The organism is Yoonia sp. KMU-150 (assembly GCF_056858355.1).
Window position 1 is genome coordinate 199,760 of sequence record NZ_JBXEQF010000002.1, and the last position, 23,343, is coordinate 223,102.

Here is a 23,343-nt window from a genome sequence, read left to right on the forward strand (position 1 = left end):
CGCAGTAGGGCCAGTTGACTGCGCCGCTTAAATCCAGCGTATTTGATTATTGAGACCGATGGTCTCAATAAGATGTGGCAACAATACCGACGAAATCGCGACTCGGCAAATGAAATACGACGCGGCTGCGATCAGGTCGGTCGGGCGGTCATCACGGCGATTTCTGCAGCGATGAGGGACATGCCGTCGGCGATGCGCGCGGCGGGGATCGAGGAGTAGGCCAGACGGAAATACCGATGCTGCGGGCTGTCTCCGGCAAAGAAGGGCGCGCCCGGTTCGATCAGTACCGACTGCTGCCGTAACCGTGCGGCCAAATCGCCCGCGTCGATATGCTCCGGCCCCGCGATCCAGACCGAGGAGCCGCCGTAGGTGCCCTGACCCGCGACGGTCAGCCCGTGGAAATCGAGCGCCCGGTCGATGATCTGCCGCCGCTCGTGATAGGCGCGGCTCATCCGGCGGATCAGCGCATCGTAGTGGCCAAGCGACAGGTAATAGCTGGCCGTGCGCTGGATGTGTCCCGGCGGGTGGCGCAGCACCGATGCGCGCAGCGCCCGCGCCTCGCGGATGAACGGAGCCGGGCCGACCAGATAGCCCAGCCGGAGACCGGGAAACAGTGATTTGGAGAACGAGCCGACATAGATCACGCGCCCGTTCCGGTCGAGCGATTTCAGCGCGGGCGAGGGGGATTTCAGGAACGACATCTCGAATTCATAGTCGTCCTCGACGATCAGGAAGTCCTTTTCCTCGGCCTTGGCCAGCAGCGCCTGTCGTCGGGCCAGCGGCATCGTCGCCGCCGTCGGGCACTGGTGACTTGGCGTTGTGAAGACGACGTCGGTGTCGTCCGGCAGCGCATCAGGCGGCAGCCCGTCGCGATCCACCGGCACGGTGGCCAGTTGGCAGTCCGCCTGCGTCAGGATCGTGCGCAGCGCGGGGTAGCAGGGGTCCTCGATCGCGGCGCGCTTGCCGGCGTTCAGCAGCACCTGCGCGGTCAGCCACAGCGCATTCTGCGCGCCCATCGTGACGAGTATTTCCTGCGGTCCGGCCAGAATACCGCGGCGCGGCAACGTCTGTCGGGCGATGAATTCCACCAGCTTGGGATCGTCGCCGTCAAAGTAATCTGCCGTCAGCGCCGCAAAATCGCGCTTGCCCAGGGCCTGCAAGGCGCAAAGCCGCCAGTTCGCGCTGTCGAACAGCGTCGGATCCGCCTGACCGTAGATGAACGGGTAGCGGTAGCTGGACCAGTCGGCGGGTTTCTCCATGCCAAGCGCGGGGCTGAACCGGTTGCCCAGCGCGCGGGTCCAGTCGACCGTGCCGGGGCCGGATTGCTGCGCGGGGAAGGCCGGCGGCTCCGGGGCGTTCTGCGACACGAAATACCCCGACCGCCCTTTCGCCGTTAGATAATCGTCGGCCACCAGTTCGGTATAGGCCAGCGTCACCGTGATCCGGCTGATCCCCAGATGCGCCGCCATCTTGCGGCTCGACGGCAGGCGTTCGCCCGGACGGAACCGGCCCGACAGGATGCCCTGTGCCACCATCTGCTGAATGCGCGCCTGCAGGGTGCCTTCGGCCGCGGGATCGAGAAAGAAGGTTTCGACGGAGATGGTCATGCTGGTCCTATTCTGGCGGCAGATTGGACCTATTCGGCGGCGCAATCAAGGCGCGCCGATTTTTCCGCACAAGCGCGACGGAATACGCCGCCTGGCGCGTATCAGCATCGTATCAAGAATTGGAGTTCCCGATGAGACTGCTGTCACTGGCCTTTATCGTCACCATGGGTGGGCTGAGCCTCGCCACTTTTGCAACATCCGAAACACTGGCGGCAACCTGCGTCACGGCGACGGCGCTCGGCGGCTGACGCGGCCCGTCAGGGCTGACGTTCGACCGCGAAACTGCCGTTGGTGTTGAAGCCCTCGGTCGCACCTGTCGTGATGTTCCCGACCGCCTGATTGGTGTTCACCGTGAAAAATCCGTTGATGAAAACATCGGCGTTCAGCGTCGCCGTGGCTCCGCCGACCGGCACGCCGCTTAGGGATATCGTAGTCGTTTCCTCGAACCGCCCATCCGTGATGGCCATGCCGGTGGCGGTGATCTCTCCACCCAGATCGGGCGAGGTCGGGCTTGTCAGGTTACGGATGCGCAGATCGGCGACAGGTGCCGTGCCGAAGCGGACGTTTAGCCGTGCGGTGCCGGCGATGGGTGTCACAGCTGAGTCGCGTGCGGTCACAAATTCGCCAGCATAGGCGCCCCGATAGACGGAGGTGCCGCTGGGCGGCAGATCGGCCTGCGTTGCCGTGGTCGTGGCGAGCGCGCTGATCCGGTTGCGATCCGACAGCAGGTCCGCATAGGTCGGCTGTGGCGTCGACGATGAACCATCGACGCCGCAGGCGGAGAGGGCGATGCAAAACACAAGGGAGGGCGCATGGGTCATATTTGTCATGGCCATAGCCTAAACGCCGCACCAAAGGTTGCGCTACAAAAAAAGATGCCCGTGGCAATGGCCCCGGGCATCGGTGTCCTCGGTGCGGCGGCCTATCCCAGAACGCGGGTCAGCGCCTGATCCACCGCATCGGTGATCTGGTCCAGATCGTCCTTCGTCGCGATCAGGGGCGGCGCGAACAGCAGCGTGTTGTTGAAGCCGGGTAGCGACCGGTTCGTCGCACCGATGATCACGCCCTGCGCCATGCAATCGGCGACGACGGCGGCGACCTGCTTTTCGTGCACCGGGTCCTTGCTGTCGCGATCCGTCACCAGTTCCGCGCCCGCAAACAGGCCCATGCCGCGCACGTCGCCGATCCAGCGGTGCTTTTCCATCAGCGCGTGCAGGTTGTTCTGCAGATGCACGCCCATGTCGACGGAGTTCTGCAGCAGGTTCTCCTCTTCAAGGATATGCATGTTCTCGATCGCCGCCGTCGGCCCTGCCGTGCAGCCGCCGAAGGTGGAGATATCGCGGAAATACGACAGGTGATCGGTGTCGTCCTTGAACTGTTCGAACACGGCGTTCGTGGTCACGCAGCACGAAATCGCGGCATAGCCGGACGCCACGCCCTTGGCCATCGTCACGATGTCGGGCTGCACGCCGAACTGCTGATAGCCGAACCATGTGCCGGTGCGGCCCAGCCCGCAGACGACCTCGTCGATATGCAGCAGGATATCGTATTTGCGGCAAATCTCCTGCACGCCGTCCCAATAGCCTTTGGGTGGCACGATGATCCCGCCGCCCGCCGTGATCGGCTCCAGACACAGCGACCCGATCGTATCCGCCCCCTCGCGCGCGATTACATCCTCGATGGCTTTCAGCGATGCGGCGGTATAGGCCTCGCCGCTGGACCCGTCCTGGCTGCGGTATTCCAGGCAATGCGGAATGGAGACGAAACCGGGCGTATAGGGCCCGTACTGCGCATTGCGCTCTTCCTGCCCGCCCGCCGACAGCGCGGTGATGGTGGTGCCGTGGTAATCCCGCTCGCGGAACAGGATCTTGTTCTTCTTTCCGCCATGGTGCTTGTGGCTGATCTGGCGGACCATCTTGAAGGCTTTCTCGTTCGCCTCCGACCCGGAGTTGGCGTAATAGACCCGGTCCAGCCCCGGCATCTTGTCGGTCAGCATCTCGGCAAAGTGCGACCCGGGGATCGTGCCGGCCATGCCGCCGAAAAAGCACATCTTGGTCATCTGTTCGGCCACCGCATCGGCGATCCGCTTGCGGCCATAGCCCACGTTCACCGTCCAGACACCGCCCGACACGGCGTCGACGTGCTCCTTGCCCTTGATGTCCCAGACCCGCAGGCCCTTTCCCTCCACGATGATGCGCGGATCGACGGCGCTTTCGTAGGGTTTGTGCTGCGACAGATGATGCCAGACGTGGGCGCGGTCCGCCTCGACGACATTTTCGGGGTCGTTGGAAAATGAATGGTCCATTTCGAGGCACTCCATCAAAAAGCGTGGTCCGGCGCGAATCCGCTGCTTCGCATCACGTATAGCATCATGCATCTTTCGGCCCGAATGTCATCGTCCACTAGGGCCAGAGCGGGGCGGTGCTTAGGTCCACTTGTCGGTAGACCGGGCGCGTTCGATCCCGGGGCGATCGACGACTTGCGCGCCCCCGCGCCCCGGGTTGAAGTAGCGGAATGACATTGGCCGATCTTCTTTTGCTGGCATCCTGTGCGGCGGTTTTCTGTGTACTCCTGCTACGGCGACGCCTGCGGCCATCGTGCAAAGCCCGCGATGCCGGACAGACCCGTAATACGCGGACCAGCGCCGCGCCGGATGCGGTCGCTGTCCCTGCGGATGCCATCGTCGTCGATGGATCGAACGTGATGCATTGGGCGGGCGCACCGTCGCTGAAGGTGCTGCGGCGTGTCCTGCGCGCGCTCGAAAAACAGGGTCATCGCCCCATCGTCTTTTTCGACGCGAATGCCGGCTACAAGCTGGGCGACCGCTATGTGGACGCGACGACGCTTGCAGAGATGACGTCGATACCAGCCGAACGCATCCATGTCGCCCAGTCGGGGGTTGTTGCGGACGAAGGCATGCTGGATTTCGCCACAGAATATGGCCTGCGGGTCGTGACGAACGACCGGTTCCGCGACTGGCGGGTCAGGTTCCCGATGGCCGCTGATCGCTGGCGGTTTCTGCGCGGCACGGTCCAGCACGGGCAGGTGATCTGGGGCGGCAAGCGGCGCTAGGTCACGGGACTGTCGGTTGCGCCGCCCTGTGCGACCGGACAAGATCGCTCCATGAAACGTCTCATCCTTCTGGCCGCCACTATCGGCCTCGTCGCCGTCGCGCTTGTGTCCTGCGTCGGCCAGACCGCCGCACCGATCCGTGCGAAACTCACCGCAGCGCTGCGCGTGGCCAGCTACAATGTGCACTACATCATCCTCGGGCAGCAGACCGGTGCCTGGTCCGTCGGCGACTGGGAGCGGCGCAAGGACCCGCTCGACGCCGCGTTCAAGACGCTGGACGCCGATATCGTCGCGTTTCAGGAGATGGAGAGTTTCGCCCGTGGCGGCGACGGCAACGTGAACCTCGCCCGCGATTACCTGCTGGACCACAACCCTGCCTATGCCGCCGCCGCCAACGGCGACGCGCGCGCGTTTCCCTCCACCCAGCCGATTTTCTACCGCACGGATCGGCTGGAAATGCTGGATCAGGGCTGGTTCTTTTTCTCCGACACGCCCGACGTGATCTATTCGCGCACCTTCGACGGCTCGTTTCCCGCCTTCGCGTCATGGGCGCTGTTCCGCGACGGGGATACGGCGTTCCGCGTGGTGAACGTGCATCTGGAATACAAAAGCGCGTCGAACCGGCGCCTGTCCTCCGACCTGATCGCGGAGCGCATCGCGCCGTGGGTGGAGGCGGGCGAGAACGTCATGGTGATAGGCGACCTGAACGCGCGGGCGGGCGGCGAGCCGCAGCAGATCATCGGGGAGGTCGGGCTGTCTTTCGTGGATGTCCAGGGCAGCACCTACCACTTCAACCGCGGCATCAACCTCTTCGGCGCCATCGACCATATCGGCGTGACAGAGGGCTTCCGGCAGGTGGGCGAGGCGCAGGTGGTGCGGCAGAAGTTTGAGGGCGAATGGCCGACGGATCATTATCCGGTGGTGGCGGATTTTGGGGTGGAGTGAGGCTCTAGAGTGGCCTAAATTTCCCTTTGTTTTCGGGCAATTGAAAAAGACCTCTCTCGTTAAGGTTTCGTATTGTAAGCATATTCTGCCAATGCCACAAAATGGATGCAGCTTGTTGGGTAACATGCTTTTTTTGCAGTCGGGGCGATAAGTAAAATGCGACCAGTCTGTTTCGAAGAATCGCTTGTCGTTCAGCTTTTTTGCGAGCGTTCGATAGGTCTTTAGATATAACGATCCAAGTTCCAGTACGTCCAAGAGCATCAAAATAGGCTATGTCTGAAATATCTGTTTCAAAATGATCGCGTAGCGCAATAGATTCATGTCCGTCACCGTTGACTATTTCATGTAGAGAACGCGCTAATTTCGGTGGCATGTTATGGTCGAACAAGACTTTAACCATCGGATCCGATCTAAGAGTGCCTTAAAGAGTCTTCATACATCACGGCTTGTTTGACGTCGTCCTCGGGAATTTCGTAGATGTTTGACAAGTACCTATAGTCAGAAAAATTCTGAAATTCTTCAAATAGTATATTTGTCGATATACCAAATTTCTCTAGAAGCGGACTTCCAAAAGATCTTTTAGGATCGATGACGACTTTTTTGAAACCTGCAGGGCGCCAGCGTGCGGCAAGTTTGTTTTCATACTCGAGATCGTGCAAAGATTGATTGATAATTGCGCTAAATATCTTCTGGCCAGGGTTTCGATATGATAGGCTCACGTATTCGCCATCTTTTTCAACGGCATCCATCAAAACACTCTGGCCGTCCGTCCGAAAATTCTGCGATGCTAGAGGGCGCTTAATTGCATATTTTTGTTGCGCAAATTTGATTGCAAAGCGGATCGCCTGCATCGAAACGCCAACCCGTCGCATAGCTGAAACTACCCGCACTTCGATCAAGTCTAAAAAACTTATTTCTGTTGAATCTTCGATGAATTGATAGTGAGCAGGCCAAAGTGGATCACTAGTTCCACTTCCACGAGTCCAGCGAAGGACTTGTTGCGGGGTTCGACCAATGAGGCGAGCGGCCTCACGCGGCGTATAGACACCTTTTCCAAGAATTGCTTGTTCAACCGACACCGAGTACTCCCTCGACCCTTCTTAGTGCCGATTTCTTTAGAAAGGAATCTCTTTCTACCGCTTCCCCCCATACCGCGACTTCCCCCCACGCATCCCGCCACGACCACCGGTGCTTCGTCCGGATTTCACCTGTGCGTCCTCCACCGCCTTGTCCACGGCCTGTTGCCGGGCCAGCGGGTCGTCGGCGATGGCAAGCTCCACCGTTTCCAGCCGTTTCACCTCGTCGCGCAGGCGTGCGGCTTCTTCGAACTCGAGGTTCTCGGCGGCCTTGCGCATGTCGGTGCGCAGACCTTCCAGCACGGTTTGCAGGTTGCCGCCCATGCCCTTGTCGACCTTGGCCGTCACGCGGTTCATGTCCACGTCGCCCTTGTAAAGACCGGCCAGAATATCCTCGACGTTCTTTTTCACCGTCTGCGGGGTGATCCCGTGTTCCTCGTTATAGGCCAGCTGCTTGGCGCGGCGGCGTTCGGTTTCCTTCATCGCCCGGTCCATCGACCCGGTGATGCGGTCGGCGTACATGATGACGCGACCGTCGGCGTTCCGCGCGGCCCTGCCGATGGTCTGCACCAGCGACGTTTCGGAGCGCAGGAAGCCTTCCTTATCAGCGTCCAGAATCGCGACCAGCCCGCATTCGGGAATATCCAGACCCTCGCGCAGCAGGTTGATCCCGATCAGCACGTCGAAGGCCCCCAGCCGCAGGTCGCGCAGGATTTCGATCCGTTCGATCGTGTCGATGTCGGAGTGCATGTAGCGGACGCGGATGCCCTGTTCGTGCATGTATTCGGTCAGGTCTTCGGCCATCCGCTTGGTCAGCGTCGTGCACAGCGTGCGATAGCCGTCGGCGGCGACGCGGCGCACCTCGTCCAGCAAGTCGTCGACCTGCATCTCCACGGGGCGGATTTCGATCTGCGGGTCGATCAGGCCGGTGGGGCGGATGATCTGTTCGGTGAACACGCCGCCCGCCTGCTCCAGCTCCCACGCGGCGGGGGTGGCGGAGACGAAGACGGACTGCGGTCGCATCGCGTCCCATTCCTCGAACTTGAGCGGGCGGTTGTCCATGCAGGACGGCAGGCGGAACCCGTGTTCGGCCAGCGTGAACTTGCGCCGGTAGTCGCCTTTGTACATGCCGCCGATCTGCGGGACGGAGACGTGGGATTCATCTGCAAAGACAATCGCGTTGTCGGGGATGAATTCGAACAGGGTGGGCGGCGGCTCACCGGGGGCGCGGCCGGTCAGATAGCGCGAATAGTTCTCGATCCCGTTGCAGACGCCCGTGGCTTCCAGCATCTCAAGATCGAAATTCGTGCGCTGCTCCAGCCGTTGCGCTTCGAGCAGTTTGCCGTCGGCGACCAGTTGGTCAAGCCGCATCCGCAGCTCTTTCTTGATGCCGATGATGGCCTGCTGCATCGTGGGTTTCGGCGTGACGTAGTGCGAATTGGCGTAGATGCGGACCTTTTCGAAGGTATCCGTCTTATGGCCCGTCAGCGGGTCGAACTCGGTGATGCTTTCCAACTCCTCGCCAAAGAAGGACAGTTTCCACGCGCGGTCATCAAGGTGGGCGGGCCAGACCTCGAGGCTGTCGCCACGCACGCGGAAACATCCGCGCTGAAAGCCCTGATCGTTGCGGCGGTATTGCTGGGCGACCAGATCTGCGATGATCCCCCGCTGATCGTAGTTTTTCCCGATATGGATGTCCTGCGTCATCGCGCCATAGGTTTCGACCGACCCGATACCGTAGATGCATGACACCGAGGCCACGATGATCACATCGTCGCGTTCCAGCAGCGCCCGCGTGGCCGAATGGCGCATGCGGTCGATCTGTTCGTTAATCTGGGATTCTTTCTCGATGTATGTGTCCGACCGCGCGACATAGGCCTCTGGCTGGTAGTAGTCGTAGTAGCTGACGAAGTATTCAACGGCGTTGTCAGGGAAGAAGCCTTTGAATTCCCCATATAGCTGGGCCGCGAGGGTCTTGTTCGGGGCAAGGATGATCGCGGGGCGCTGGGTCTCCTCGATCATCTTGGCCATGGTGAAGGTCTTGCCGGTGCCGGTCGCGCCCAGGAGCACCTGATCACGCTCGCCGTTTCTGATCCCTTCGGACAGTTCTGCAATCGCCGTCGGCTGGTCCCCCGCCGGTTCGAAATCGGTCTTGAGCACGAACCTGCGTCCGCCTTCCAGCTTGTCGCGGGTTTTCACATCCGGCGCGGGGTTGGCCATGAAGGCCATCTCCGCGATTTCGCGCTTGTCGGTCTGGGCGTAGGCCATGCGGGGAATCCTTTGGGGGTTGGTCTATAGTTGTGGCCAATTCCCGCAGGATCAACCCCGCCTACTGCCGGTTTCTGGCAGCAGGGCGCGGATCAGGGCAAGAGTTCGAGCGTCAGCAGCACCGTGGTCCCGTCCATCAAAAGGAGCCGCTCGGGCGCGGGCCCGGTTGCCAGATGCGTGGCCCGACCGAGGGCGTCGGCGATGATCACCGCTTCCTCGCTGATCGCCTCGCAATGGATGGCGGGGCGCGGACCCAGTACGGATATGTCGAAAGGCACGCCCAGCGTGTAGTAGTCGCGCCCGGTGGCCGACGGATAACACAGGTCACTGTGCGCAAGGTAGGTCGGTCCGAAATGCAGGCGGCGATTGGCCAGCGTGCCTGGTTCGGAGGTGACGATCTGCGCCACCCGCCCGTTCAGATGGTCGACCACCCGGCGCGCCGCGGTGTCGGTTGCGGCTGTGGCGAGGATGGCGGCCGCCACGATCCCGGTGAGGTATTTCATTTTCCACTCCTGTTTTTGCTTACAGGTCTGACGCGCGTGGGGCACCGATCCTTGGCTAGACGTTGAATTTCTCGATCCGGGGTCCGCTTGACCTTGCACCGCAGCACCGTAGGGTCTGCGCAAAGCAGAGAGGTATTCCCATGTCCGATCATATCGACCAAGACAAACTGAACAAACTGGCCGAGGTGGCCGTACGCACCGGCGTCAATCTGCAAGAGGGGCAGGACCTGATTATTTCCGCCCCGATGGAAGCAGCCCCGCTGGTGCGCCTGATCGCGGAACACGCCTACAAGGCAGGGGCCGGGCTTGTGATCCCGATGTTCAATGACGGCGAGATCACCAAGGCCCGCTACGAACATGGCGCTGACGCCAGTTTCGACCGCGCCCCGGCATGGCTGTTCGAAGGGATGGGACAGGCGTTCAAGGAAGGTGCCGCGCGCATGGCGATCACCGGCGACGACCCGATGCTGCTGGCCGATCAGGACCCGGCCAAAATCGCCCGCGCCAGCAAGGCGCAATCCATCGCCGCCAAGCCCGCGATGGACCCCATCGTGGGGTTCGAGGTGAACTGGAACATCGTGGCCTACCCCGGTGCCGGCTGGGCCGCGCAAGTGTTCCCCGATCTGCCCGTGGAGGAGGCGCAGGGCAAGCTGATGGACGCGATCTACGATGCCTCCCGGCTTGACGGCGACGACCCGGTCAAGAACTGGGCCGATCACACCGCCGAATTGCGCAAGCGGGTGGACTGGCTCAACGATCACAACTTCTCTGCGTTGAAATACACCGGCCCCGGCACCGACCTCACGCTGGGTCTGGCCGATGGCCATATCTGGAAAGGCGGCGCGTCGCCCGCGCTCAACGGTGTCGTCTGCCAGCCGAACATCCCCACCGAAGAGGTTTTTACTTGCCCTCATGCCTACAAGGTCGAGGGCACGGTCGCAGCCACGAAACCGCTCGCCCATCAGGGCAGCGTGATCGAGGATATCGCGGTGCGCTTCGAGGCGGGCAAGATCGTGGAGGCGACGGCCAGCAAGGGCCAGGACGTATTGCGCGAGTTGCTCAACACGGACGACGGCGCCAGCCGCATCGGAGAGGTCGCACTGGTGCCGCACTCCAGCCCGATCAGCCAGACCGGCACGCTGTTCTTCAACACGCTGTTCGACGAAAACGCATCCTGCCACATCGCACTGGGCCAATGCTACGCCGACACCATCGAAGGCGGGTCTGAACTGTCGCCGGAAGAATTGCAGCAGAAGGGCGGCAACCAGAGCCTCATTCACGTCGACTGGATGATGGGGTCGGACGCCGTGGATATCGACGGGATCACCGCGACGGGCGAAACCGTGCCCGTCATGCGCAAGGGTGAATGGGCGTTCTAGGTGGCGGCGGCATTCTGCTGCCGCCACGCACTCGGGCTGGTGCCCGTCACGCGCTGGAACTCGCGGTTGAAGTTGGATTTGGTCAGAAAACCGGCCGCGAGCGATACCTGCAAAACCGATTGGTCCGTGGTGGCAAGCAACCTGCAGGCGTCCGCGATCCGGTAGGTGTTGACGAATTGCGACACGCTGATGCCCCGTGTCCGGTTGATCGCCTGTGACACCGCGCGGTCGGGCAGGCGCAGACGGCGTGAAAGCCGCCGCAGGTTCAGGTCGGTGTCCCGGTGCAGGGCTTCCGAGGTGAACAGGGCGTCGAGCCGGGTCACGATGGCGGTATCCGCCTCGGTCGTTTCTGTGTCGGTGGGCGCTGGCGGGTCCGGCCGGTCGGCCACCACACCCGAATGCCCGCCGAGGGCGGCGACCCCGATGGCCAGCAGAAACGCCGTTTGCGCCAGCGTGACCGCGATGCCGACGTTCTGCCCGCCGGTGCGGATGAAATCCACCATGACGAAAACGTCGACGCAGGCCGAGCCGATCAGCGCGACCCCCGTCAGTGCCATCGCCCACAGCGCGTCGCCCGCCTGTCCGATCCGCACCAGCGCCAGACCGTCGCGCCCGCGCCGCACGGACCGGAGGATCATCACCCCGAACCCCACATAGGTCGCGGCGATCAGCGGATCGGCCGCGGCAGGTCCGGCCAGCAGAACGATCCAGTTCAGCGCGACGACCGCCAGCGGCCACAGGCGCACGGCGCGGTCCGACAATGACAGATAGGCCAGATATGCACCGGCGGGCAGGGCAGGGGCGAGCAGACCGATCCACAACCGCACGTCGATGCCATAGCCCCAGCGCAGGCAAAGCAGCATAGATTGCACGGCATAAAGCGCCACCACCAGCGCGAACAGGCGGTTGGCGCGCGCGGCCATCTGTCCGCCGGTCAGCATCCGGATCAGGATGAAGACAAGACAGAAACTGGCGAAAAGCGGGAGCGGCACGAAGGGCATGAAACCGGGAAGCCTCTGGCGGTGAATACGCTCTGGGTATCCTCGATCGCGGTCCAGGGCGACCTTTATCGCGATCGAGGACGCCACGCATCGCCCGGTGCGGCATCCGGGGTGCATCGCTTACATTCTGAACGGAGCAATCCCATGTCACGCATCACGACCATTCTTCGATTTACCGCCGCCGCCGCCCTGATCGGGGCAGCCGTCTGGGGCGGCAGCATTCTGTTCGCCCCGCCGCACGAGGGCAGCGCGGGTATCGCCTATGGCAGCGCCTTTGCGCCCGCGCGCGGGCAGGACGTCGACTTTCACATCTGGTATCCGGCACTGTCCGGTGGCCGCACGGTCACGGTCGGCGGTAACGGCGTGTTTCATGGCACGCCAGCCGGACGCGGTGCACCGCACCGTCCCGGGGCCTTTCCAATGATCGTCATGTCCCACGGCGCGGGCGGCAACGCCGGGCAATTCGGCTGGATCGCGTCGCAACTGGCGCAGGCGGGTTACGTCGTGGTCCTGCCCAACCACCCCGGCACGACCAGCGGCAATGCCTCGGCACTGGCTGCGGTGCGCGTATGGGAGCGGCCCGCCGACGTCGCCGCCGTGATCGACGCGATCACCGCCGCGCCGGAGGACTACCCCTATATCGACACCACACGCATCGCATCGCTCGGCTTTTCCGCCGGGGGTTACACCGCGATGGCGGTCGCCGGCGCACGGGTCGATCCGCAACGGCTGGAGGATTTCTGCGACGCGGGCGACCACGGCATGTCCGACTGCGCGTTTCTGGCGCGCGGCGGTGTGGACCTGCACGCGCTCGATCTGTCACCCGCCGGCCAGGACCTGCGCGATCCGCGTATCTCAGCGGCGGTGGTGATCGACCCCGGTATCGTCGAGACGCTGACGGCGGAAAGTCTGGCGGACATCGACATCCCGATGCTGATCGTCAATCTCGGCGCAGAGGAAACCGTGCCCGCCGGCGTCCACGCCCGCGCCGCCGCCGCACAGATCGAAGGGGCCGATTACCGGATCGTGCCCGATGCGATCCACTTCAGCTTTCTCGCCCGGTGCAAGCCGCGCGGTGCCGCGATTCTGGCGGACGAGGGCGAACCCGATCCCCTGTGTGACGATGCAGGCGGGCGCGACCGCGCGGCGATCCACGCGGAATTGTCGGATATCATCATCGGCTATCTGACACAGGTCATGCCTGCGGACAGCTAGGCATGATCGGGGGTGTCGCCCCGCGCATCCCCCTTGCGCCACTGACCGCTTTGCCCGATAACGCAACCAGTCAGGGAGACCCGCGATGCGTGCACGAATCTACAAACCGGCAAGAACCGCCATGTCCTCCGGCACGGCCAAGACCAACCACTGGGTGCTGGAATACGTGAACGAAACCGGGCGCGACGTGGACCCGCTGATGGGCTGGACATCGTCGGACGACACGCAGGCGCAGGTCAAGCTGCGGTTCGATACGAAGAAAGAGGCGCTGGCCTATGCGTCCCAGCACGGGATCGATGCCACCGTCACCGAACCGCAGGCCCGCAAGCACAACATCCGCCCCGGCGGCTATGGCGACAACTTCGCCACCAATCGCCGCGGCGCCTGGACCCACTGACGCTCCCGTCAGGGCTTGCCAAACGACGACGCGTTTTGCATCACACACCCAGCGGTCCCGTAGCTCAACTGGATAGAGCACCTGACTTCTAATCAGGATGTTGGGGGTTCGAGTCCTCCCGGGATCGCCAGTGCACCGGACCGTTCGCCTGATCGCTGAATGTGCAAGTCTTCTCCAGTCCGCAAATTCAGGTTCTCAAAACCCTTCGGTACGCTGCCCTTTACAATCACATTCACAATACCTAATTCATGCAAACTAATTGCATATGCACGTGATTCGAAAGGAAATGAAATGTCCGACCAACACACGACCAACGCCCTGCGCCTGCTGCAGGTCGCCGATGATTTCCGCGCTGGCCTGAGCGGCGAGTTGTCCGCCGTGCACGGGATATCCGTGAATGAATTTCTGCTGATGCTGCACCTCGAACGGGCTGCGGCGCACCGGCTGCCGCGTGTCGATCTGGCCAAGCGGATGCACGTCAGCGCGTCGACCATCACCCGCATGGCCGCGCCGATGGAAAAGATCGGTCTGGTCGGGCGCGAGGTCGATGCGCGCGATGCCCGGCTCGTCTTTGTGGTGGCGACGCAGGCCGGACGGGAAAAACTGTCAGAGGCGCTGGCCACCTTCGCCAAACGCGCGGGCTATCTGTTCGACGGGCGGTTGACGGCGGACGAGTCGGCGCAGTTCACGACGATGCTGCGCCGCCTGATTTCGGGCACAGGGGACACGCTCGCCTGATACCGCCGTGGAAACCTAAAGCCCAAGGTCCTTGCGCGATGCCAGCGCGAGGGCCGCGATCAGCTCATCCGGGATCGGGTTGCGCGGTGAAAAGGTCACCCCGGTTTTGGTCGCCCGCAATCCCGCCGCAGCGATGGCTTCTGTCTCGGCGGTGATGGCACCGTTGCTGACGTAAAGACCGCATTGCTTGGTAAAGGCGGCGTAGCCCGCGATGATCATCTTGCCAAAGCCGAAGCCCGGCATGTCGTAGGCGATGATCTCCTCCGCATCGGGCAGCGCCAGTGCCAGTTGCGCGCGCAGGTGCTGCAGCAGCGGCTGGAACGCATCCGGTGCTGCGGCGATATAGGCGTCGTGGTCTGCAAACTTTGTCATATGCCAACCTATACCGGCGGCCTGCGGTGGCGCAATCCGAGGGTTGGGTCGGCCTGCCCGAAACACCTCGAAACGCGCTACGGCGCCGGTCGGCGCGATTTCGCATACCTGCGGGTAACTTTGAAACTCATGACCTTTCTATGCGTTTATTCCTGGAACAAAGGGAGAATTTTGCTGTGAGACATGGTTATATGGTTGCCGTATTGATGCTGACCACCGCCTGCGGTGGCACGATCGGAAGCGGGTCCGCCACGATGGGCACACCCATTGCACAGGTGCCCGACAGCGACGCGCTGCTTGACGACATTCCGTCGCCGGTCACGAACGACCCGGTCAATTTGCCAAGCCCGATGGATACCCCCAATGATGCCAGCTTTGCCCGTTTGCTGAACGGTGTGCGTGCCGACAACAACCGGGGGGCAGTCGGTCATGACGACCGGCTGGACCGCGCCGCGCAGGGCCATGCCGAAGATATGGTCGCGAACCGGTATTTCGCGCACGACTCGCAAGACGGACGCACCGTCCTTGATCGCATCCGCGCCGAAGGCTACAGCCCCCGGGCCTATGGCGAGGCCATCGCCGGCCGCCAGCAAAGCGAGCGTGAGGTGATCCAGACCTGGCGCAACTCACCCAGTCACAACGAAATCATGAACGGAGAAGTGTTCGAGGATTTTGCGCTGGGCGTCGCGGGGCGCGGCCTCGATACCCGCTGGGTGCTGCTGATGGGCGCGGAGTAGCCCGGCAGACCAGCCCCGCACCGGGTCCGGTCGGCAAAATCGTCTGAAATCCCCGCTTTCCCGCCCGATCCGGGTCCTCAATCCGCCGCATTCACCGGGCATTCCACCTTGCAATACCGACCGATTGTCAGCCCGGCACCGTCGCCGGGCCATTGCAGAGGATGTAGCAGATGAACAGACTGAAGATCATTGGCGCGGCAACTGCCGTCGCGGCCCTTTCCGCCTGTGGCGGGGCCACCACGGGGGCGCTTGTGCTGCCCAGCGGCGTCGTCACGCCCGACACGCCACCCCCCGCCGTCACGCCCGACGACACGAGTTTCGCGCGGCTGGTGAACAGCTATCGCAGTGACACCGGCGCGGGTGCCGTTGCCTTCGACGCACGGCTCGACGCGGCCGCGCAGGCCCATGCCGAGGACATGGCGACCAATAACTATTTCAGCCACACCGGACGCGACGGTTCCACCACGCTGGAGCGTATCCGCGCCGCCGGTTATAATCCGCGCGCCTATGGCGAAAACCTCGCCGGTCGCCAGCAAAGCGAACAGGAGGCGCTCGACGCCTGGATCAATTCGCCGAGCCACGACCGTGTGCTGCGCGCCGACACCTTCGAGGATTTCGGCCTTGGCGTCGCCGGGCAGGGCGCGCGCACGCGCTGGGTCCTGATCATGGGGCGCGATTGAAATCCTGTCGTTCTGGGAAGCTGGAACCCCTGACCCGGTGCAGACCATGCACCGGGTCTTTTCATGTCAGGCTGCCGCCGCCCCAGAAAAACCGCGATAGATGATAAAAGATCGGGGCCGCGAAAACCACGCTGTCCAGCTGGTCCACAAACCCGCCCTGTCCGGGGATCAGATGTGACCAGTCCTTGACACCCCGGTCGCGCTTGATCGCGGCAAAGACGAGGTTGCCGAACATGCCCGCCAGCGAGGCCAGCCCCGCCATCGCCATCGCCCCGAACAGACCGAAGGGCGTGATCCAGGCCAGCAGCCCGCCGATCAGCATGGCACAGCCGACACCGCAGGCCACGCCCTCCCACGTCTTGGGCGAGAGGCCGGGCGCGATCCGGGTCTTGCCGATCCGGCGGCCAAAGAAATACTCCAGCAGATCGCCCAGCTGCACCACGATCACGAGGAACGCGATCAGCAGCACCACCCGGTCGCCATAGCCGGGAATGTCCAGCGCGATCAGCGCGGGCACGTGGCTGACGCAGAAGACCGTGATCATCAGCCCCCATTGCGTCTCCGCCACCCGGATCAGAAAGCGGTTGGCGTTGCCGCGCATCGCCGACACGATGGGCAGCAGCAGGAAGGCATAGATCGGGATGAAGGTGGTATACAGCCCGTGCCAGCCACACCAGACGAACAGGTATTGCAGCGGCAGCACGGCGAAGAACGCCAGTGCCAGCGAGATATGATCGGCGCGTGCCTTTGCGGTCAGCGTCAGGAACTCGCGCAGGGCGGCGAAGCTGGCGAACATGAACAGGATCACGACGCCCAGCTTGCCCGAGATCAGCGCAAGGCTGATCAGGATCACCATGCCCCACCAGCTTTCCACCCGGGTCATGTAGGTTTCCAGCACCGGGTTCTGCGTGCCGGGTGCCTGCCGGTTGCGGATGAATTCGCCGAACAGCGTCAGCGCCACGAGGATTCCGACGCCGCCCAGCGTCAGCAGGATGAGGTCGGATGTCGTGCTGGTCATGCGCGCTGACCCTGTGCCGAGGCCGGGGGTGTCGGGTCGGCGGATGGATCCTCAGGCCGCAGATCGGCCAGCGCCTTGGCGGCGCGGGCGAGGAAGTCATCCTTGCTCTCGCCCTCGCGCACATGCACCGGCGCGCCGAAGGTCACGGTGCAGATCAGCGGCAGCGGAATCACCTCGCCCTTGGGCATGATGGTGTTGAGGTTGGCGACCCACGTCGGCACCAGATCGACATCGGGCCGCGCGACCCCCATGTTGTAAAGTCCGGCCTTGAACGGCAGCAACGGGTCTTCGGTCATGTTGCGGTTGCCTTCGGGAAAGATGATCAGGCTGGAGCCTTCGTCGAGTGCGGCGAGGATCTTGTCCATCGGCTTGTCGTTCACCTCTGGCCTGCGGTCGATCAGCACGCAGTTGAACACTTCCGGGCCGACAAAGGCGCGGATCGGGTTCTTCAGCCAGTAATCGGCCGCCGCCACCGGGCGCACCGTTCGGCGCAGCGCGGGGGGCAGCACAGACCAGATCATCGGCATGTCCCCATTCGATGTGTGGTTGGCATAATAGATACGCTGTCGCGGCGTCGGTTCGATCCCCTGCCAGTCGGCCCGGACGGCTGTGATGAATCGGGCGAACAGCCGGATGGCGTTGCCGACGATGACGGCGGCGAAGGCGCGGAGTTTTTTCATTGCGTCAGATTGCCGAATGTCGAGGTGTTTGGGAAGCGGGTTGTTTCGCGGTGGAACGACACAGAGGGCCGTGCCCGTCCGCGGGCGGAAGCGAAGCGCCCGCCCATGGGGGCGGACGGGCGCTGCCCGGCGTTGCCGGGCGGACCAATCCAACCGGTTCTCACTTATTCCTTAACCGGCGCACCGCCCGCAAAGCTGTTGACCCCATGATACCCAATGGGGTCGTCCTGCATCTGCAAATGCAGCCCGTCGCCGGTGTAGGGGTGCGCGCGCGCCAGCGCCTCGTCCACCTCGATCCCCAGACCGGGGGTGGTCGGCACCGGGATATAGCCGCCCTCCACCGTCAGCCCGCCCTTGATCAGATCGTGATGGAACGGCGTCTCGATGGATTCGGCCATCAGGATATTCGGGATCGCGGCGGCCAGTTGCACGTTCGCCGCCCATTCCATCGGACCGGCATAAAGATGCGGGGCCATCTGCGCGTTATGGGCTTCCGCCAGCGTCGCGATCTTCTTCGCCTCCCAAATGCCGCCGCAGCGCCCCAACGCCGGTTGCAGGATCGTCGCCGCCCCGTCGCGCAACACCTGTGCGAACTCGGCCTTTGTCGTCAGCCGCTCGCCCGTCGCAACCGGGATCGGCACGGCGGCGGCGACCTTTGCCATTTCCGCACTGTTGTCCGGCGGGATCGGTTCTTCGTACCAAAGCGGATCATAGGGCGCGATGGCCCGCGCCAGTCGGATCGCACCGCCCGTGCTGAACTGCCCATGCGTGCCGAACAGCAGGTCCGCCCGGTCGCCCACCGCCTCGCGGATCGCCTTGCAGAAGGCCACCGACAGCGAAATATCGTACATCGACGGCATGTGCCCGCCGCGGACTGTGTACGGTCCTGCGGGGTCGAATTTGACCGCCGTATAGCCCTTCTCGACCATCGCAATCGCGGCCTCTGCTGCCATGTCGGGGCTGGCCCAGAAATCAGGCAGGGCGTGGCCCTTCTGCGGATACAAATAGGTATAGGCGCGGATGCGGTCGTTCGTGCGTCCGCCGATGAGTGCGTGCACGGGCCGGTCGCGATCCTTGCCCAGAATGTCCCAGCAGGCGATCTCCAACCCCGACCACGCGCCCATGACCGTCAGGTCGGGCCGCTGCGTGAAGCCTGCGGAATAGACCCGGCTAAACATCAACTCGATGTCTTCCGGGTTGCCGCCCTCCATATGCCGCGTGAACACATCACGGATCACGTGCGTCATGGCGTCGGGTCCAACGGAAGACGCATAGCACTCGCCCCAGCCGGTAATCCCCGTGTCGGTCGTCACCTTCACCAATATCCAATAGCGCCCGCCCCAGCCCGGAGCGGGCGGGGCGGTGACGATGATGTCGAGGTCTTGCAGCTTCATTGGGCGTAGGCCTTTTTGAGTATTTCGGGCAAGGTAATGCGGGATCAGTCGTCAAATACGATCACGTTGCGCCGGGCGGCCCCGGTCTTGGTGTCGGCAATCGCCTCGTTGATCTGATCGAGCGTCCAGCGGCCGGAAATCAACTCATCCAGCTTCAGCCGCCCCTGCCGGTAAAGGTCGACCATCCACGGAATATCCCGCTTGATCACCGTATCGCCCATTTTCGACCCGACCAGCGCCTGCCCTACGGCGGCGACCATCGCGGGTTCGTACTGCGACAGCTTGCCCGACGGGGGCATCCCCACCATCACGACCTTGCCGCCGTAAGCCAGGTATTTGGGCGCGGTATCGAACGCCGGGATCGCGCCGACGGTGACGAACACCGCATCCGCCCCGCGCCCCATCGCCTGTTTCGCTGCGCGCCAGGGGGCGTCATCCGTGGCCAGCACACCGTCCGTCGCACCGAACTCCCGCGCGATGGCGAGCTTTTCTTCCGACATATCCACCGCCACGATCCGCCGCGCGCCCGCGATCCGTGCGCCCTGGATCGCGTTCAACCCGACCCCGCCCGCGCCGATCACCACACAGTCCTGACCGGCGCGCAGGCCTGCGGCGTTCACCACGGCACCCACGCCGGTGATGACCCCGCAGGCGAGCAATGACGCCGAATCCAGCGGCATGTCGTCCGGCAGTTTCACGATCTGGCTCTGGTCGACCACGACAGCCTCGGCGAACGCCCCCGACGCCATCGCCTGATGCAGCTTGCCGCCGTCCGCCGTTTTCAGCGGGCCGTGGTCGCCGTCATAGCCGGTTTCGCAGATCGTGGGCTTGCCCGACGCGCAGGACGGGCAACTCCCGCAGGCGCGGATCAGCGTGACGACCACCGCGTCGCCCACGGCCACGCCTTCCACACCGTCGCCTACCGCCGTCACATGGCCCGCCGCCTCGTGGCCATAGACCGCGGGCAGCGATCCGCCCCAGGCTCCGTCGGCGTAGGAAATGTCAGAATGGCAAACCGCGCAGGCCCGCAGTTTCACTTGCACCTCGCCTGCCACGGGCGCGCGCAATTCGACGTCCTCGACGGTCAGCGGCGCGCCGAAGGCGTGGCAGACGGCGGCTTTGATCTTCGGCATGGCGGCTCCTTTCACGCGGTGTTCCCGCCACCTTGCCAGCGGGACAGCCGGATGCAAGACCTAAGACACCTCCGGCCCCTTGGTCACCGCGTCGGGGGCGGCCCGCAGGAAAATGGCGATGCAGCCGACCGTCAGGATCCCGCCCAGCAGGAACGGCGCGCCGGGCAGATAGACCGGGGCCGCGTCATGGGTGAAGTAGAAGAACGTCTGCGTCATCACCATCGGCGCCAGGATCGTCGCCACCGCGTTGATCGACGCTAGCGCGCCTTGCAATTCGCCCTGCTGGTCGTCGGCGGCGGTGCGCGACATGATCCCCTGCAACGCCGGCCCCGCGATGGACCCCAGCGCCGTCAGCGGCGTCAGTGCCAGCGCGATCCAGCCGTTGGTCACGAACCCGAGTGCGACAAAAGCCGCCACGTCGATCGACAGCCCCAGGATCACCGCGTTGCGTTCGCCGATCCGGCGCAGGATCGGCTTCATCAGCACGCCCTGCACCACGGCGATGCCGATGCCGAATATGCCCAGCGACAGCCCGATCATCCCCGGGCTCCACCCGAATTGCAGCGCGCCGAAATAGGCCCAGACGCCGGGATAGACGAAGAACGCGATAGTGTAGATGAAGATGATCAGCATCATCCGCCGCAGGCCGGGAAGCTCTCCGATATGCTTGAACGCGCCCAGGGGGTTCGCTCGCCGCCAGGAAAAAGGGCGGCGGATGCGGTCGGTCACGGTTTCGGGCAGCACGAAATAGCCGAAGACCGCATTCGCCGCCGCCAGAAACGCCGCCGCCCAGAACGGTGCCCGTGTGCCGTATTCCGCCAGCACCCCGCCGATCAGCGGCCCCAGAACGAAGCCCACACCGAAGGCCGCGCCGATCAGGCCAAAGTTCCCGGCCTTCTCCTCGGGCTTGGAAATATCCGCCATATAGGCCGCCGCAGTCGATTGCGTCGCCGCCGTGATCCCGCCGATGATCCGGCCCACGATCAGCAGCCACATGGTGCCTGCGACCGCCATCAAGACGTAGTCGAAGGCCATCACGGCCAGCGAAATCAGCAGGATCGGGCGGCGGCCGAACCGGTCCGACAGGCTGCCGATGGTCGGGCCGAACAGGAACTGCATCGCGGCGAAGATCGTGGTGAGAATCCCGCCCCAGACTGCCGCCGACCCCAGATCGCCGCCGTCGATCTCACGGATCAGGTCGGGCATCACCGGCATGATCAGCCCGATGCCCATACTGTCCATCACGACGGACAGCAGAATGAATGTGACGGCAAGGCGATTGTTCATGGGGGGCGGTCCTGAAAGTCTGCCCGACCGGATTAAACTCTTCGGTTCACTTTGCAAGCGGTGACGCGGGGATCAAGATGGCCAGCCCGAGGCTTATCTGCGGTACCGTCATCCCCGCAGCCATCCGCCCTGCCAGACCTTCCCGCGGGTCCAGTAGCGGCTGGCACAGATGCGGAATCATCTCCGCCGCTGCGTCCTGCGCGGGTGTCGTGCTGTGGGTCGACGCGCACGCATCCATCGCCCACTGTGCAAAATACGTCAGCGCCTGCGCCGGTGTCGCATCCTTTGCATCCGTCAGCCCCAGGCCCGCCGCCAGCCCCGCGCGCGTATCCGCATTGCCGTGATAGGCACACAGGATCAGCGGCCTGAGGTCCGCCAGCGTGGCCGCCGATTGTCCGCCCACCGGTAAACGCTTTTCGAAATGCCCGACAACCTGCCGCAACCGCAGCGCCAGCGCCGTCGCCGCCGTCAGCTCCGGATCGCTGTCATGATGCACCCATTTCGCGTGCTCCGGTGCCTTCATCTCGTGCCGGAACTGCGCGGCAAGCGCCAGTACCGGGTTGCCCGTCTGCGCTACGTCGCGGGTCAGCGCCGCCGGGTCGACCTGGATTTCCATCGCCGCCCGCTGGATCGCCTGCGCGCTGACCTCCGGCACCGTGCCCCGTTTTGCCTGTGTCAGCGCCAGCGTGCCCATCACCAGCAACTCCGCCCTCAGCACGGCGGTATCGGTGAACAACGGCGCAATGTCCGCATCGTGAAACTGGCCGCGCCAGATGGCGCTGTCGTAGGGGGTGGCGGGCATGGCGATCTCCGGCGGTTGTCAGTCGCGCACCATATGCCCGGTCGCCGCCATGAAATCCACCAGCAGCGCGGCATAGGCTTCGGGTTGCTCGACGCAAGGCAGGTGACCCGCGCGGCGCATCAGTGAAAACTGTGATCCGGGGATCAGGTCCACCGTCTCGCGCACAAGGTCGGGTGGTGTCGCACGGTCCTCCGATCCTGCGATGCCCAGCACCGGCAGGCGCAGGCCCGCCGTCGGCGTATAGAAATCCGTGCCCGCGATCGCGGCGCAGATGCCGCGGTAGCCGTCCACCGGCGTCGCGATCAGCATTTCCTGCCAGGGGCGCATCGCGGGCGTGCCATAGGTGTCGGGCCCGAACCAGCGTTGCATCACGCTGTCGGCAAGCGCCGCCATCCCATGCCCGCGTACCGCGTCGATTCTGTCCTGCCACAGTTTTGCGTTGCCGATCTTCGCCGCCGTGTTCGACAGCACCAGCGCACGCACCAGATCGGGCCGCTTCACCGCCAGACCCTGCGCCACCATCCCGCCGACCGACAGTCCGACGAACAGCGCGTCGCGCACGTCGCATGCGTCCAGCACCGCAGCGGCATCGCTGACCAGCGCGCCCATGCTGTGGGGCGGCGCGGGAATGCCGGACTGCCCGTGCCCGCGCATGTCATAACGGATGATCCGCAGGCCCTCCGGCAGGTGCGGCAACACAGCGTCCCACAGCGCCAGCGACGTGCCCAGCGAATTGGCGAACGCAATCGTCGGCGCTGCCGGATCGTCCGGCCCGTCGATCCGCACATGCAGATCAACGTCCGGGCGCTGCACTGTCATCACTCGCATGTCCGTCTCCGCTGCAAAAAAGATCAAGCCGCGCAAATGGGTTTCCCCCGCGCGGCTTGTTCCCGTCGCCCTGCGACCCGAAAACCGGATGCGAGCAACCCTCCCGCTGCGCACAGAAAGAAAAAACACGCCCGGAGTCAAGAATTTCATCAAAACGAGGGCGTCAAAGCCGGAAATGCCCGCGATTTCGGCAGCGCACGGCCCATGTTCG

Annotated in this window: 24 protein-coding genes and 1 tRNA gene; 9 read left to right on the forward strand and 16 right to left on the reverse strand. The window is 63.8% G+C overall.

Annotated elements, in window-relative coordinates:
- Nucleotides 1–131 precede the first annotated feature (131 nt).
- The 3 genes from pdxR to AC04PH_RS13750 all read right to left on the reverse strand — a co-directional run bounded on the left by pdxR (nt 132) and on the right by AC04PH_RS13750 (nt 3,912).
- The gene (gene pdxR, locus AC04PH_RS13740) at nt 132–1,607 is read right to left on the reverse strand and encodes a MocR-like pyridoxine biosynthesis transcription factor PdxR (RefSeq protein WP_483066387.1); all 1,476 of its coding nucleotides are present in this window, start codon (nt 1,605–1,607) and stop codon (nt 132–134) included.
- A gap of 257 nt (nt 1,608–1,864) precedes the next feature.
- Complete coding sequence (locus tag AC04PH_RS13745; RefSeq protein ID WP_483066388.1) at nt 1,865–2,437, reverse strand: hypothetical protein; 573 nt, start codon at nt 2,435–2,437, stop codon at nt 1,865–1,867.
- 92 nt (nt 2,438–2,529) lie between these two features.
- Nucleotides 2,530–3,912 (reverse strand): aminotransferase family protein, encoded by a 1,383-nt coding sequence (locus tag AC04PH_RS13750; RefSeq protein ID WP_483066389.1) that lies wholly within the window; start codon nt 3,910–3,912, stop codon nt 2,530–2,532.
- Nucleotides 3,913–4,121: 209 nt separating this feature from the next.
- On the opposite strand from AC04PH_RS13750, the gene AC04PH_RS13755 reads away from it, so the two are divergent.
- Nucleotides 4,122–4,679, forward strand: coding sequence for an NYN domain-containing protein (locus tag AC04PH_RS13755; protein WP_483066390.1), 558 nt, complete (start codon nt 4,122–4,124; stop codon nt 4,677–4,679).
- Nucleotides 4,680–4,730: 51 nt separating this feature from the next.
- Nucleotides 4,731–5,624, forward strand: a complete 894-nt coding sequence (locus AC04PH_RS13760; RefSeq protein WP_483066391.1) for an endonuclease/exonuclease/phosphatase family protein — start codon at nt 4,731–4,733, stop codon at nt 5,622–5,624.
- Between the two features lie 4 nt (nt 5,625–5,628).
- Here AC04PH_RS13760 and AC04PH_RS13765 read toward each other — a convergent pair whose 3' ends face one another.
- From AC04PH_RS13765 to AC04PH_RS13780, 4 genes are all read right to left on the reverse strand, one after another.
- Nucleotides 5,629–6,024 (reverse strand): PIN-like domain-containing protein, encoded by a 396-nt coding sequence (locus AC04PH_RS13765; RefSeq protein WP_483066392.1) that lies wholly within the window; start codon nt 6,022–6,024, stop codon nt 5,629–5,631.
- A 10-nt stretch (nt 6,025–6,034) separates the two neighbouring features.
- The gene (locus AC04PH_RS13770; protein WP_483066393.1) at nt 6,035–6,703 is read right to left on the reverse strand and encodes a hypothetical protein; all 669 of its coding nucleotides are present in this window, start codon (nt 6,701–6,703) and stop codon (nt 6,035–6,037) included.
- Nucleotides 6,704–6,757: 54 nt separating this feature from the next.
- Nucleotides 6,758–8,968, reverse strand: coding sequence for an excinuclease ABC subunit UvrB (gene uvrB, locus AC04PH_RS13775; protein ID WP_483066394.1), 2,211 nt, complete (start codon nt 8,966–8,968; stop codon nt 6,758–6,760).
- Between the two features lie 92 nt (nt 8,969–9,060).
- Nucleotides 9,061–9,471, reverse strand: a complete 411-nt coding sequence (locus tag AC04PH_RS13780; protein WP_483066395.1) for a hypothetical protein — start codon at nt 9,469–9,471, stop codon at nt 9,061–9,063.
- A 140-nt stretch (nt 9,472–9,611) separates the two neighbouring features.
- Here AC04PH_RS13780 and AC04PH_RS13785 point away from each other — a divergent pair, with 140 nt between their 5' ends.
- Nucleotides 9,612–10,850: an aminopeptidase gene (locus tag AC04PH_RS13785; RefSeq protein WP_483066396.1), complete on the forward strand. Its 1,239-nt coding sequence runs from the start codon at nt 9,612–9,614 to the stop codon at nt 10,848–10,850.
- On the opposite strand, the gene AC04PH_RS13790 is transcribed toward AC04PH_RS13785, so the two are convergent.
- Entirely contained in the window at nt 10,847–11,851 is a 1,005-nt protein-coding gene (locus AC04PH_RS13790; protein ID WP_483066397.1) for a helix-turn-helix domain-containing protein, read from the reverse strand. The two genes, AC04PH_RS13785 and AC04PH_RS13790, sit on opposite strands and share 4 nt — an antisense overlap.
- Nucleotides 11,852–11,995: 144 nt before the next feature.
- Between AC04PH_RS13790 and AC04PH_RS13795 the strand changes: the two genes are divergently transcribed.
- From AC04PH_RS13795 to AC04PH_RS13810, 4 genes are all read left to right on the forward strand, one after another.
- On the forward strand, nt 11,996–13,066 hold the full coding sequence (locus AC04PH_RS13795) for an alpha/beta hydrolase family protein (protein WP_483066398.1): 1,071 nt from the start codon (nt 11,996–11,998) through the stop codon (nt 13,064–13,066).
- An 85-nt stretch (nt 13,067–13,151) separates the two neighbouring features.
- Nucleotides 13,152–13,463, forward strand: a complete 312-nt coding sequence (locus AC04PH_RS13800; RefSeq protein ID WP_483066399.1) for an ETC complex I subunit — start codon at nt 13,152–13,154, stop codon at nt 13,461–13,463.
- Nucleotides 13,464–13,516: 53 nt separating this feature from the next.
- Nucleotides 13,517–13,593: transfer RNA gene (locus AC04PH_RS13805), tRNA-Arg, on the forward strand.
- 161 nt (nt 13,594–13,754) lie between these two features.
- Nucleotides 13,755–14,201: a MarR family winged helix-turn-helix transcriptional regulator gene (locus AC04PH_RS13810; protein WP_483066400.1), complete on the forward strand. Its 447-nt coding sequence runs from the start codon at nt 13,755–13,757 to the stop codon at nt 14,199–14,201.
- Nucleotides 14,202–14,216: 15 nt separating this feature from the next.
- Here AC04PH_RS13810 and AC04PH_RS13815 read toward each other — a convergent pair whose 3' ends face one another.
- Nucleotides 14,217–14,573: an iron chaperone gene (locus tag AC04PH_RS13815; protein ID WP_483066401.1), complete on the reverse strand. Its 357-nt coding sequence runs from the start codon at nt 14,571–14,573 to the stop codon at nt 14,217–14,219.
- 176 nt (nt 14,574–14,749) lie between these two features.
- Between AC04PH_RS13815 and AC04PH_RS13820 the strand changes: the two genes are divergently transcribed.
- A complete protein-coding gene (locus tag AC04PH_RS13820) occupies nt 14,750–15,310 on the forward strand; it encodes a CAP domain-containing protein (protein WP_483066402.1) in 561 nt (186 codons plus the stop codon).
- Between the two features lie 170 nt (nt 15,311–15,480).
- Nucleotides 15,481–15,990 carry a CAP domain-containing protein gene (locus tag AC04PH_RS13825; RefSeq protein WP_483066403.1) on the forward strand — a complete coding sequence of 170 codons (510 nt, stop codon included), beginning with the start codon at nt 15,481–15,483 and terminating at the stop codon, nt 15,988–15,990.
- Nucleotides 15,991–16,051: 61 nt separating this feature from the next.
- Here AC04PH_RS13825 and AC04PH_RS13830 read toward each other — a convergent pair whose 3' ends face one another.
- The 7 genes from AC04PH_RS13830 to pcaD form a co-directional block, all read right to left on the reverse strand.
- On the reverse strand, nt 16,052–17,008 hold the full coding sequence (locus AC04PH_RS13830) for a phosphatidate cytidylyltransferase (RefSeq protein WP_483066404.1): 957 nt from the start codon (nt 17,006–17,008) through the stop codon (nt 16,052–16,054).
- On the reverse strand, nt 17,005–17,688 hold the full coding sequence (locus tag AC04PH_RS13835; RefSeq protein ID WP_483066405.1) for a lysophospholipid acyltransferase family protein: 684 nt from the start codon (nt 17,686–17,688) through the stop codon (nt 17,005–17,007). Before AC04PH_RS13835 ends, AC04PH_RS13830 begins: the two co-directional genes overlap by 4 nt.
- Nucleotides 17,689–17,852: 164 nt before the next feature.
- Nucleotides 17,853–19,082: a mandelate racemase/muconate lactonizing enzyme family protein gene (locus tag AC04PH_RS13840; RefSeq protein ID WP_483066406.1), complete on the reverse strand. Its 1,230-nt coding sequence runs from the start codon at nt 19,080–19,082 to the stop codon at nt 17,853–17,855.
- Between the two features lie 44 nt (nt 19,083–19,126).
- Complete coding sequence (locus AC04PH_RS13845; protein WP_483066407.1) at nt 19,127–20,215, reverse strand: Zn-dependent alcohol dehydrogenase; 1,089 nt, start codon at nt 20,213–20,215, stop codon at nt 19,127–19,129.
- A 60-nt stretch (nt 20,216–20,275) separates the two neighbouring features.
- Nucleotides 20,276–21,502 carry a TCR/Tet family MFS transporter gene (locus AC04PH_RS13850; RefSeq protein WP_483066408.1) on the reverse strand — a complete coding sequence of 409 codons (1,227 nt, stop codon included), beginning with the start codon at nt 21,500–21,502 and terminating at the stop codon, nt 20,276–20,278.
- A gap of 46 nt (nt 21,503–21,548) precedes the next feature.
- Nucleotides 21,549–22,304, reverse strand: coding sequence for a lyase family protein (locus AC04PH_RS13855; protein ID WP_483066409.1), 756 nt, complete (start codon nt 22,302–22,304; stop codon nt 21,549–21,551).
- An 18-nt stretch (nt 22,305–22,322) separates the two neighbouring features.
- Nucleotides 22,323–23,123, reverse strand: coding sequence for a 3-oxoadipate enol-lactonase (gene pcaD / locus AC04PH_RS13860; protein ID WP_483066916.1), 801 nt, complete (start codon nt 23,121–23,123; stop codon nt 22,323–22,325).
- Nucleotides 23,124–23,343 lie beyond the last annotated feature (220 nt).